Raw genomic sequence first — 12,060 nt, 5'->3', positions numbered from 1 at the left:
TCAAAAAGGATGGCCAAACTCCTTGGTACACAAGGGGTTAGCTATCCTTTGTCTTTTTTAAACTGATAAACTCGGGATTATATCACAAGTAATCTGAAAGTTTGCATTGCTCCTCCCTTATGTTAAAATGGAAAAAAAGCAAAAAGGAATCACTATGGAAGCAATTGTTGAAAAAATACTGGAAAAGATTACCCAGTACGAGAAAATCATCATCCACCGGCATATCCGCCCAGACCTCGATGCTATCGGTAGCCAGGTTGGCCTGCAGAACCTCCTCCTCCTCAACTATCCCGAGAAAAAAATCCTAGTAACCGGCTACGACGAACCCAACCTCCACTGGCTAGCCGGTATGAACTATGTCGCCGACGAGGACTACCAAGACGCCCTCGTTATTGTCTGTGACACCGCCAACCGGGAACGAATTGATGACCAGCGCTATCAAAACGGAAAAGAGCTGATTAAAATCGACCACCACCCGGATGATGCCCCCTATGGCGATATTTCCTGGGTCGATTCCCAAGCCTCATCCACCAGTGAAATGATCACGCGCTTCTCCCGTGAAGCCAAGCTTCTCATGGACGTTCAAACCGCTCGTCTACTCTATGCGGGGATCGTCGGCGACACCGGCCGTTTCCTCTTCCCTTCAACCTCCAGTTTGACCTTTGAAATGGCTGCCTACCTGCGCCAATTCTCTATTGACTTCAGCGACCTGTCTCGCCAAATGGACACCATCAGCCTTGAAATTGCCAAACTCCAGGGCTATGTCTATGACAACCTTGAAATCGACGAAAACGGAGCTGCGCGTGTGACCATCCGGCAGGATCTCCTCAAACAACTCAAGCTCAAAGAAACCGACACCTCTGCGGTAGTCGGAGCTCCTGGACGAATTAAAGATGTCCAAAGCTGGGGCGTCTTTGTCGAGCAAGAAGATGGCGGCTACCGAGTTCGCCTCCGCTCCAAAAGGATCCCTATCAATGACATTGCCAAACAGCATGACGGAGGGGGCCATCCCCTCGCCAGCGGAGCCAACTCCGCTAATCTAGCCGAAAATGATCAAATCTACTCTGAAATTCAAGATTTACTGAAAAAAAGTCAGAAATAAATCAAAAAAACTTGCCAAAGCCCATCACATTTGGTAAACTAGCTAGGTAATAATCTATGGCTCGCAAAGAGACCATGGCAGAAAGGATTTTTTAACATCATGAAAAAAGATATCCATCCAGAATATCGCCCTGTTGTCTTCATGGACACATCTACTGGTTACAAGTTCCTTAGCGGTTCTACAAAGAGCTCTAACGAAACTGTTGAATTTGAAGGTGAAACTTACCCAATGATCCGTGTTGAGATTTCATCAGACTCACACCCATTCTACACTGGACGCCAAAAGTTCACACAAGCAGATGGACGTGTGGATCGTTTCAACAAAAAATACGGTCTCAAATAAGTCTCAAAAACCAGCCAAAATGGCTGGTTTTTTTGCTTCTCTAACAAAAGTATTTAGCAAAAAAGAGGCCTAACGACCTCCTTCTCACAGCTTACTGCAGCAATTCTTGAACAGGCTCGAACACAATCCGCTCAAGATCACTGAGGTAAACTCCCAATTGCTGTTCCTTAGCAAAGAAATTGGATACAAGCTCATTACTTTGAATTTTCTCAGAGAACTCGCGCATCCGCCCTTCGAAATCCCCTTCAGGAGCTTGCCCCATTTGCGCCATCCGTTGCAATTCATTTTGAAATTGAATGTACTCCTCAAAAATAGCTTGGGCTTCCGGATTTTGGCCAATCTCTTTCTTAGCCTGAACGACCGCTTGGTATTCAGGTAAACCACGAAGACGACGATTCAACTCATTTGCGACATCATAAATATTAGACATATGATTTTCTCCTTTTTATACATCATAAACTAGTTTCCTAAAAGAAAACTTGATTAGGCAAAGACAATTGACAGGCCAATAATGGCTAAAACCAAAAGGGTAATCGCCAGATACAGGCGGTCTTTTTCCTGGTAGAAAAAGATCAGGGAAATCAGCACCCGGAGGATAGGCGTTAGTAGCAAGGTCCAAGCACCAAGCAAGAGAGTCAGCTGACTGACTTGCTCCAAGCCCAGGACATGTAAGAAACTACCCAGAGCCAAGAGAATCACTGTTAACACCAAACCGATCCGTAGCAAGGCTTGAATACTCGTTTTGATGGACTGCATCTTATCCTCCTAATCCCCTGAGAAACATTTGGACCCCTGTCACCAACAGTACCAAGACAAACAAGACCCGTAGAAAGGCAACCGGAATTCGAGGCATCAACCGGCTTCCCAAGGTCGAACCAGCAATGACTCCAAGAACAATCGGTGCCACAATGGGCAACTCAACCGAACCTTGACTAAAGTAGAAGATGGCGGAAGAAACTCCCGTAACCCCCATCATGAAATTGGCCGTTGCAGACGACACTTTCAGGGGTAGGCCCATCACATTATCCATCGCCAAAACCTTAAAGGCTCCTGCTCCAATCCCCAAGAGAGCTGAAGCAACACCGGCGAGAAACATGATAAAAGATCCTAGGGGAATATTGGCTGCCTGGTAATCGACCTGGGTCTTACTTTGCAAATCCTGGTAAGAACCACTGAGGGACTTTTGCAGGAGATTTGGCTCTTTTTGAACAGCACTCTGCAAATGGTGGGTCTCCCCACCCCTTATTTTTTTCCACATGGTATAGGCTTGATAAAACATCAGCAAACCATAGAGGATAAAAAGGAATTGACCTTGCACCAGCCTCGACAAAAGCGCACCGACAAAGGCTCCAATGGTCGTAAAAATCTCCAAGTACATGGCCAATCGCAGGTTGAGCAAGTCATCCTCCAAGTAAGCCAGGGCGGATCCCGCACTGGTCCCGAGGACTGCAAAGATGGAGACGACAACCGCCACCTTAATGTCATAACCCAGGGCAATGGTCAAGATTGGCGTTAAAATGATACCACCACCCAAACCCAAAAGAGAGCCTAGCAGACCTGCCAAGATACCGATACTGATAAAGATTCCAAACTCAAGCATGAGTCACCTCCCTTGAGCCCGAACTACTCAGAATCCGCATCATCGATGGCTTCCAGAATCTGTCGTGTTTTATGTAGGGATAACTGCCCCGAAGCACTTGGAGTCTCCAGCGCTGCAAAAGTCCAGGCAGATCCCGTTAAATCACCCGTTAACCGTGTCCAAACCCCTAATTTTCCAGTCGCAATCGTCACATACTCCTGCTCTGGATTCAAGGTCTTAAAACCACGCGTATAATTCATAAGATCCAGCACATCTTGTTCATGCTGAGGCTGAACTGCAACCTTGACAATTCGAGGATTCAGAGCCGTCAACTCGGATAAAATTTCCATTAAATTATCAGGAGTTTCCTCATAGTTATGATAGGTCAAGACCAAATTTGAAAAATCCAATACCTGCTCAAATTCTTCACGATAGGCATAGAACTCAAAATCAATATACTCTGGTTGGTACAAGGTCTGAATCTCCCGTAGAATAGACACATACTCCGGTCCACTCAACTCCATCTTTCCACCCTGACGCGTCGTTCGCAAAGTGAAAATAATTTCGCGACCTGCAAATTTTTCAAAAATAGCTGGAGCTAGGGCGATAATATCCTCCTTCTTGGGACTATAATCTGCCCGCCACTCAATAATATCCACCGAATCAAAGCGGTCGGTGTCCAATGCCTGTACATCTTCTAGGCTGGTCGGCATGATTGGTACAACTAACTTCATTCATCCACCCTTATCTGTATAACTTTTAAATAATTACTTGTCGGCTCCTCGGCATAACTTGGGAAATCCTGCGGTAGACGGTAAACCTTCTCAATTGTATAAGAAGTCTCCCCCATTCCTTTTTGAATCTCCTGCTTGAATTTGTCCAAAGACAACTGAGCAGCATTTGTGCTGAGTAGCATTTTTCCTTGCGGAGCTAAAATTTTAAGTGACTCTTCCACCAAACGATGGTAATCCTTGCTGACAGAAAAGACTTGTTTTTTATTCCGGGCAAAACTTGGAGGGTCAATAATAATGACATCAAAGGTCAAACCCTTCCGCGCCGCATAACGCAGGTACTCAAAAGTATCCATCACCACCAAGGCATGAGAGTCAAGTCCCATCCCATTTGCCTGAAAATGCGCCTGGGACAACTCCCGACTGCGCTTGGCAAGGTCGACCGAAACTGTTTCAACCGCTCCGCCAGCTATAGCTGCCACTGAAAAGGCAGCTGTATAGGAAAAGAGATTTAACACACGCTGCCCCTGCGCCAAGCCCTGAGCCAGATCCTTGCGAACCTCATGCTGGTCCAAAAAAATCCCCGTCATCCAGCCATCATCAAGAAAAACCTGATAGCGGACACCATTTTCAGCAATCAAAAAGTGATCAGGAGCCGTCTCCCCATAGAGATGGGCCGTTTCATAACCAGGCCCCTGGAAGCGCACCTTTTCATAGGCACCCAGACACTCGGGATAAATCGCTTGAAAACAAGCAATAATATCCTCTTTCTGTTGGAAAACAAAAGCGTTATACCAAGAAAAGAGCAGGTGGTCTCCGTACAAGTCAACCGTCAGACCCGGGAGACCATCTCCCTCCTGGTTAAAAACCCGAAAGGCTGTGGTCCCTGTGTCCTGCAAATAGGCTTGTCGCTTCTCCTTTGCAGCTGCGACTAGAGCCTGTAACCCAAAGTCCGCCCAGGTCACGGACTCCCGTGATAAAACCCAGCCAAGACCCTTATTTTGTTTAGCAAGGTAGCCTGAAGCCAAAAACTCGCCATGTTGATTGTAGAAATGTACAAACTCATTGTCTAAATCCCTTGGTTTTAGGTCCTTCTCATTCAGAAGAATTCTTCCCCGTTCAACCTCTAGTTGACACTTCTTTGATAGAACTGCTTGTTTCATATCTTCAATTATAACAAAATTTACAGAACAATTGGACAAAATTCTCTTTTTCGAGTAGTCCTATCCCCTATTTCCTCCATCTCCAGCCTGCAAACTTAACCGATTCTTAAAAATAAACCACCCTTATCTTGATTCTGGTTTCCCTCTTTCATTTTGTGATATAATCAAGTTTGAAACAAAATTGGGAGGATTCCCAAAAAATAACTGTCTCATCCATAATGGATACATGGACAAAGTAAGGAAATTATTCCGTGAGAAAACTAACACAAACACTTCTAACAACCATGAGTAGTCGATTGGGCTTAGTCTTTATTCTCCTAATCCTCTACTGGTTCAAAAGCATCGTTGCCTATTTCCTCAATTTTAATCTGGATATTCAGCTCGGAAATATGCAAGGGTTTTACCAATTGGCCCTGGCCATTCTCAACCCACTACCGCTGGGACTCCTGTTATTAGGACTTCCTTTTTATGCCAAACCGACCAAAGTCTACTACCCGCTCTTAGCCATTATGTACCTAGTACTCTTCTCCTGGCTTTTCTCCAATGTTATTTACTACAGGGAATTCTCAGACTTTATTACGCTCAATACCATGCTCGCTTCCAGCAGTGTTTCCGCAGGTTTGGGAGATGCAGCGGCCAAGCTCTTTCGACCATTCGACCTGCTCTATTTGTTGGATATTCCACTTATTGTTTACCTTTTCTGGAAGAAAAAGGTCACTTTTGATGATCGTCCGCTCAGCCTCAATGCTAGCTTTGCGATCACCTCTTTATCCACCATGCTCTTCTCGGCCAATCTGTTCTTTGCCGAAGTTGATCGTCCGGAGCTATTGAGCCGTGGCTTCTCAAACTATTATGTAGTCCGTGCATTGGGACTTCCAGCCTTCTTTGGTTATAGTGCCAACCAGACCTACCAGGCGGATAAGGAACGGGCCAAGGCTTCCGAAACCGATTTAGAACCTGTTTTGGAGTATATCAAGGAGCACAATGCAGCACCGAACCCCGCAACCTTTGGAATTGCCAAGGGGCGGAATGTGATTTATCTCCATTTGGAGTCTTTCCAACAATTTTTAATTGATTACAAACTCAAGTCTGATAATCAAGAATACGAAGTGACTCCTTTTATTAACTCACTCTATCATTCAAACGAAAGTTTCGCCTTCTCCAATATTTTCAACCAAGTTAAGGCTGGAAAAACATCTGATGCTGAAACCATGATTGAATCGGGCTTATTTGGACTCAACCAAGGATCCTTCATGGTCAACTACGGAGGAACCAATACCCAGCAAGCGGCACCGCATATTCTGGCTCAAACTGGCGATTATACTTCTGCTGTTTTCCATGGAAACATTGGAAGTTTCTGGAACCGAAACACAACTTACAAACAATGGGGCTACAACTATTTCTTCGATCAATCCTATATGAGTAAGGCCACTAGTGAAAATTCCTTCCAGTACGGCTTGAATGATAAAATCATGTTCAAGGACTCTATTAAGTACCTCGAACATATGCAGCAACCCTTCTATGTAAAATACTTAACAGTTTCCAACCATTACCCTTATACCACCAGCTTGATTGGCGATGAACAAGGATTCCCCTTGGCAGAAACCAAGGATGAAACCATCAATGGTTATTTCGCCACAGCTAATTACCTTGACTCAGCCATTAAATCCTTCTTTGACTATCTCAAAGAAACTGGCTTATATGAAAATTCAGTCATTGTCCTCTATGGTGACCACTATGGAATTTCCAATTCACGGAACCCATCCTTGGCTCCCCTATTAGACAAAAATCCTGAAACCTGGTCTTCTTATGACAATGCCATGTTGCAACGGATTCCCTACATTGTTGTCGTACCCGGCATGCAAGATGGAGCTGTCATCGACACCTATGGTGGCCAAATCGATATGTTACCAACCCTGGAACACCTGCTTGGAATCAATTCCAGCAACTTCCTCCAAGTTGGACAGGATCTCTTATCACCTGACCACGAGCAGATTGTAGCCTTCCGCTCCAGTAACTACTTTGTAACTCCAGAGTACACGTCCTATTCCGGTCGGACCTACTACACTGCTACTGGAGAAGAGATTACCACTCCTGACGACTCCACCCAGAAAGCCATTGATGATGCCAGAGATAAGGCCAATAAACAGCTCTCTATCTCAGACATGATTCAAACAGGGGACCTCCTCCGCTTCTATAGTGAGAACCGCCTGGGCAAACCAGATGTAAGTAAGATCAATTACAATAAGGCCATGGATCAACTGCTAAAAATTGAAAAAGAAAAAGGCCAAACATCCAGCAGCTTGTTTAGCCAACGTCAATCCAGCACCATTGATCTCTTTGATTCCCCAACATACAAGGCCCTACACCCGGAACAATTCCTGGAAGATAGCGATTCAAGTAGCTCATCCAGTTCCAGCCAAGAAGAGGCAGAAGAATAACCAAAACTGAAAGGACTTAGCCAATAGCGTTAAGTCCTTTTATCATCCCGTGAGCAAGCCTGGCATTGAAAGTGGATTAGATTTAATAATTCCATCATCCGGTTTCTGGAAATCGGGCAGGAATAACCCTTAGGAAACAGCGCTAATCGTAGCTGCCGATCAACCCGCCGAATATTAAAAGGGTTGACCAAAAAGGACCGGTGACAGCTAAAAAGAAAAGGGCTTGTGGCTTTGACATCCTGTAAATTTGCAATAACCGACACTTCTTCATCACTGGTAACAATTGAGATATAGTGAGCTCGGAAACTTCGTTCAATATAAAAGACCTTCCGCACCGGTATCTGAATTTGTACCTGCGAATTCCGGATTAAAATCAACTCCTTAGGCGTATCCTGAATAAAATAGCTATGAATCTGCAACAGCACAGTGGCTAGTCGTTGATGAAAGCGGATAGGAGGCAAATCCCGCAAAATATAATCCAAAACACCAACCTGACTTCTAAAAACTTCTTCCATAAACAACAAAGAATCTGCCACAATAATAATCGAAGCTAGGGCATCCCGCTTCCGAATTTGAACCACCAAATCAAAAAAAGTTCGACAAGAAGACTCTCCATGAAGAACCAGAATAAAGACCTGATGCCTCCCCCTTCTTGACCAAGCATCCAATAAACCCGCACTGGTGGTCCGAATCTCTAACTGCTCCAGCTCCACACCAATTGTCACCAAAACATGTTGCAGCAAGTCTTCCCACCAAAAATGATCTCGACAAAGCTCTTCATAAACAAAAATATTCATAACGCCACGTAAACATTTCCCTTTCATCTTATTATTCGAAGAAATTTGGCATAACAATCTCCAAATCCAACCCTCTAAGAATACAGGAAAAAGAACCCATTCAAACTCTCATGTTCTGAAAGGTTATGAAAACGTTCTGAATGGCAGCACAGTCTAGAACCGACTTTTCAAAAACTAAAAAAGACAAATCCCACTATGAGATTTGTCTTTCGTTTTTGATTAAAGTTCGATATCTCCGAAAAGATCTGCCATTGAGAAACCAGTTTGTGTTTCTGGCAATTCGAAGTCACGTTTTTCTTGACGACGTGGACGGCGTGGGCGTGAAGCGCGTTTTTCTTCTTGTCCTTCAGCTTGTGCTGGACGCTCTTCAAGAGCTTTGATAGAAAGAGATACACGCTCGTCAGCTGCGTTCACATCAAGAACTTTCACGTTAACCACTTGACCTACTTGAAGTGCATCTTTTGGATTTTCAACACGTTTGTGTGAAATTTGAGAAATGTGAACCAAGCCATCGATACCTGGCAATACTTCAACAAAGGCACCGAAGTCAGTCAAACGTTTAACAGTTCCTTCGATAACGTCACCCTTAGCCAATTTTTGCTCAACACCGTCCCAAGGTCCAGGAACTGTAGCTTTAAGAGATAGGGAAACACGTCCTTCTTCTTCGTTCAAGTCCAAAACTTTAACGTCGATTTCTTCACCAACTGTTACAACAGATTTAGGTGATACGTTACGCTCATGTGACAATTCAGTCAAGTGAACCAATCCGTCTACACCACCAAGGTCGATGAAGGCACCAAAGTTAGTGATACGAGCAACTTTACCAGTTACAACATCACCTACAGAAAGTTTACCAAATACTTCTGCACGAGCTGCAGCTGTTTCAGCTTCTACAACTTCACGACGTGAAAGGATAAAGCGGTTTTCTTTTGGATCCACTTCTTTAATTTTGGCATCAAATTCTTGACCTACAAAACGCTCAGTGTTACGAACAAAGCGAGTATCAAGCATAGATGCTGGGATGAAACCACGAAGTCCTTCAAACTCAACTGCCAAACCACCCTTAACTGCGCGGGTACCTTTAACAGTGACAACTTCTTCTTCACGTCCAACCAATTTATCCCAAGCTTTGCGTGCTTCAAGACGTTTTTTAGATACAAGGTAGGTAACAGTATCAGTGTCTTTACCTACAACTTGACGAAGTACAAGCAACTCAAGTGTTTCACCTGGTTTAACCAATTCGTGAATGTCTGCGTCACGATCGTTGGTCAATTCACGAAGAGTCAAGACACCTTCAACACCAGTTCCAGAGATTGCTACGTTAGCTTGTCCAGCATCAACAGTCAATACTTCAGCTGTCACAACATCGCCTGGCTCAACTTGGCTAACGCTGTTTAGCAAATCTTCAAATTCGTTCATCTAAAAAATCCTCCAACAATCAAGTCAATACTTGATATACTTATAAAATTTCTTCCTAAGTACCGCACCGCTTCAACCGTCGCCTAGATATAAAGAAATAAAATATCCAAAGGATATTTTAGCTTCCTCTATCCAATAAGTAACCTAAGAACTGGGGTAGCTGGATTCGAACCAACGCATGAGGGAGTCAAAGTCCCTTGCCTTACCGCTTGGCGATACCCCAATAATGAGAAATGGAGAGAGAGGGATTCGAACCCCCGAACCCGAAGGAGCGGATTTACAGTCCGCCGCGTTTAGCCTCTTCGCTATCTCTCCGACATCAACAAAAATTATTATATCACACTATTCTCAGAATGCAAGCCTTTTATTTGGATAAATTATAACTTTCGATAACTTTTTCAATTGCTTGCTCCAATTTTTTGTGAAATTCCTGAACATTTCCATTGGAAACCAAGGCAAACTGGTTCTCCAATTCAGCAATTTCACCGACGACCTGCTTACCAATCATCAATTGATAGCCCTCAAAAGTCTCTGCTCCCACTTTTACCGAGTGGTCCTTTAACTGAATTTCAATTTTTTTCTCTTTCCGACTCATGCTACACCTCACAATCTTCTATTGATTTTACACAAATCTTTTAAAAAAATCAAATCAGACTTGAAATTTAATAAGTGAAAATTTGACAAAAAGGGCTCTTCCTTTTACTATAGGGCTATGGAAAGAAATCAAACACTTATGCAATACTTTGAGTGGTATCTTCCCAATGACGGTCAGCATTGGAATCGGCTGGCCGCAGATGCCCCTCATTTAGCCGAACTTGGGATTAGCCAGGTTTGGATGCCACCTGCTTTTAAAGCCACCAATGATAGCGATGTTGGTTACGGAATTTATGACCTTTTTGACCTGGGGGAATTTGACCAAAAAGGAACCGTACGCACCAAATATGGAAGCAAGGATGAATACATTCAGGCCATCCGTATGTTAAAAGACCATGGCATCTCAGCTATCGCTGACCTCGTCTTGAATCACAAGGCTTCTGCTGATGGACTGGAGTCGTTTAAAGTCATTGAGGTCGACTCCAAAGATCGAACCAAGGAGTTGACCGAGCCCTTCAGCATTAAAGGCTGGACTCACTTCTACTTCCCAGGTCGTCGTGGGCATTACAACGATTTCCAATGGCACTGGTACCACTTTACCGGAACAGACTTTGATGCCGGTCGCAAGAAAACTGGTATCTACCAAATTGTCGGTGACAATAAAGGGTGGTCTGACGATAGTCTTGTGGACAAGGAAAACGGCAACTACGACTATCTTATGTATGCAGATTTGGACTTCAAACATCCAGAAGTCGTTCAAAATCTCTATGACTGGGTCAACTGGTTCATCCCCACAACAGGAATCTCGGGTTTCCGCCTGGATGCCATCAAACACATCGATTCCTTCTTTATGAAAAACTTCATCCGCGATATTAAGGACAACCTCTCTGAAGATTTCTATGTCTTCGGAGAATTCTGGAATCCTGATGAAGAAACCAACACCAATTACTTGGAAGACACAGACTACCGCTTTGACTTAGTTGATGTCAAACTCCACTACAATTTCCAGGAAGCTGGAGAAAAAGAAGCCGACTTTGACTTAACCACCATCTTTGATGGTAGCCTGGTCAAAAACCATCCCGACTCTGCAGTGACCTTTGTCGAAAACCACGACACCCAAAAAGGCCAAGCCTTGGAGTCAGTCGTTGCAGATTGGTTTAAACCCCTTGCCTACGGTCTGATCTTACTTCGCCAGCAGGGCAAACCCTGCGTTTTTTATGGCGACTACTATGGTGTTCAAGGAGCTCATGCCCAAGCCAGCTTCCAAGAAGTTTTAGATAAGCTCCTCATCCTCCGTAAATACTGGGCCTATGGAGCAGAAACCGACTACTTTGAAGAGCCAAACACCATTGGCTGGACACGGATTCCGGAAGAATTAGACCGCAGCCCTCTAGCGGTTATCCTCAGCAATAAAGACGATGCTGCCATCTCCATGTTTGTTGGAACCCAATGGCAGGGACAAAGCTTTAGTGACCAACTAGGCCACCACTCAGATACCGTTCTAGTCGGCGAAGACGGCTGGGCGAGCTTCCCCGTTCACGGCCGCAGTATCTCTGCTTGGACCCTGACTAGTGATTTATAAAACAAAGGGATATGACCTCGATGCATATCCCTTTTCTGCGTATAAAAAAGAGGCTGGGACAAAAGTCTAGCCTCATTGACTTTGTATAACAAAATACCTTTGACACAGTAGCTGATTGGGTCTAATAGCATTGTATGCTGTTAGAGAGTACCAAATCTTGTTTGCGAAGCAAACTCCAATCGTTCGCTTTTTAAGCTCGAAAGAGAACCTAATCAGCCTTGCGGGGGTGGGAGAGAGGCTGGGACAAAAGTCTCATAAAGCCTAAAAAGGAGAGATTCATCTACTGAAATGAGTCTCTCCTTTTCTTTTA

At 44.3% G+C, this 12,060-nt stretch carries 12 protein-coding genes and 2 tRNA genes; 4 read left to right on the top strand and 10 right to left on the bottom strand.

The genetic code is table 11. The features are described from left to right. Window positions 1–154 precede the first annotated feature (154 nt). Together N4310_RS04890 and N4310_RS04885 are read left to right on the top strand one after the other, a co-directional pair. A complete protein-coding gene (locus N4310_RS04890; protein WP_262092290.1) occupies window positions 155–1,102 on the top strand; it encodes a DHH family phosphoesterase in 948 nt (315 codons plus the stop codon). A gap of 99 nt (window positions 1,103–1,201) precedes the next feature. Next, entirely contained in the window at window positions 1,202–1,444 is a 243-nt protein-coding gene (locus tag N4310_RS04885; RefSeq protein WP_160332052.1) for a type B 50S ribosomal protein L31, read from the top strand. 91 nt (window positions 1,445–1,535) lie between these two features. Here N4310_RS04885 and N4310_RS04880 read toward each other — a convergent pair whose 3' ends face one another. The 5 genes from N4310_RS04880 to N4310_RS04860 are packed head-to-tail and all read right to left on the bottom strand — an operon-like array spanning window position 1,536 to window position 4,917. Next, window positions 1,536–1,874 (bottom strand): YlbF/YmcA family competence regulator, encoded by a 339-nt coding sequence (locus N4310_RS04880; protein ID WP_160332053.1) that lies wholly within the window; start codon window positions 1,872–1,874, stop codon window positions 1,536–1,538. A gap of 53 nt (window positions 1,875–1,927) precedes the next feature. After that, a complete protein-coding gene (locus tag N4310_RS04875) occupies window positions 1,928–2,200 on the bottom strand; it encodes a DUF1634 domain-containing protein (protein WP_160332054.1) in 273 nt (90 codons plus the stop codon). Window position 2,201: 1 nt separating this feature from the next. Continuing rightward, on the bottom strand, window positions 2,202–3,044 hold the full coding sequence (locus tag N4310_RS04870; protein ID WP_160332055.1) for a sulfite exporter TauE/SafE family protein: 843 nt from the start codon (window positions 3,042–3,044) through the stop codon (window positions 2,202–2,204). 23 nt (window positions 3,045–3,067) lie between these two features. Next, a complete protein-coding gene (locus N4310_RS04865; protein ID WP_262092289.1) occupies window positions 3,068–3,757 on the bottom strand; it encodes a type I 3-dehydroquinate dehydratase in 690 nt (229 codons plus the stop codon). After that, window positions 3,754–4,917: a class I SAM-dependent rRNA methyltransferase gene (locus tag N4310_RS04860; protein WP_262092288.1), complete on the bottom strand. Its 1,164-nt coding sequence runs from the start codon at window positions 4,915–4,917 to the stop codon at window positions 3,754–3,756. Before N4310_RS04860 ends, N4310_RS04865 begins: the two co-directional genes overlap by 4 nt. A 251-nt stretch (window positions 4,918–5,168) precedes the next feature. Between N4310_RS04860 and N4310_RS04855 the strand changes: the two genes are divergently transcribed. Further along, window positions 5,169–7,358 (top strand): LTA synthase family protein, encoded by a 2,190-nt coding sequence (locus N4310_RS04855; protein ID WP_262092286.1) that lies wholly within the window; start codon window positions 5,169–5,171, stop codon window positions 7,356–7,358. Between the two features lie 29 nt (window positions 7,359–7,387). On the opposite strand, the gene N4310_RS04850 is transcribed toward N4310_RS04855, so the two are convergent. The 5 genes from N4310_RS04850 to N4310_RS04830 all read right to left on the bottom strand — a co-directional run bounded on the left by N4310_RS04850 (window position 7,388) and on the right by N4310_RS04830 (window position 10,169). Further along, window positions 7,388–8,155 (bottom strand): LytR/AlgR family response regulator transcription factor, encoded by a 768-nt coding sequence (locus tag N4310_RS04850; RefSeq protein ID WP_262092285.1) that lies wholly within the window; start codon window positions 8,153–8,155, stop codon window positions 7,388–7,390. A gap of 219 nt (window positions 8,156–8,374) precedes the next feature. Further along, a complete protein-coding gene (gene rpsA / locus N4310_RS04845) occupies window positions 8,375–9,574 on the bottom strand; it encodes a 30S ribosomal protein S1 (RefSeq protein ID WP_160332129.1) in 1,200 nt (399 codons plus the stop codon). A gap of 151 nt (window positions 9,575–9,725) precedes the next feature. Beyond that, a tRNA-Gln gene (locus tag N4310_RS04840) sits at window positions 9,726–9,797 on the bottom strand. An 11-nt stretch (window positions 9,798–9,808) separates the two neighbouring features. Next, window positions 9,809–9,889: transfer RNA gene (locus N4310_RS04835), tRNA-Tyr, on the bottom strand. Window positions 9,890–9,938: 49 nt separating this feature from the next. Continuing rightward, on the bottom strand, window positions 9,939–10,169 hold the full coding sequence (locus N4310_RS04830; protein ID WP_160332130.1) for a DUF2969 domain-containing protein: 231 nt from the start codon (window positions 10,167–10,169) through the stop codon (window positions 9,939–9,941). A 117-nt stretch (window positions 10,170–10,286) separates the two neighbouring features. On the opposite strand from N4310_RS04830, the gene N4310_RS04825 reads away from it, so the two are divergent. Further along, window positions 10,287–11,750, top strand: coding sequence for an alpha-amylase (locus tag N4310_RS04825; protein ID WP_262092284.1), 1,464 nt, complete (start codon window positions 10,287–10,289; stop codon window positions 11,748–11,750). Window positions 11,751–12,060 lie beyond the last annotated feature (310 nt).

It is taken from the genome of Streptococcus danieliae, from assembly GCF_025447695.1.
Lineage (GTDB): Bacteria > Bacillota > Bacilli > Lactobacillales > Streptococcaceae > Streptococcus > Streptococcus danieliae.
The sequence above is the reverse complement of the archived record's forward strand: the minus strand, read 5'-3'. Positions and strand labels throughout refer to the sequence as shown.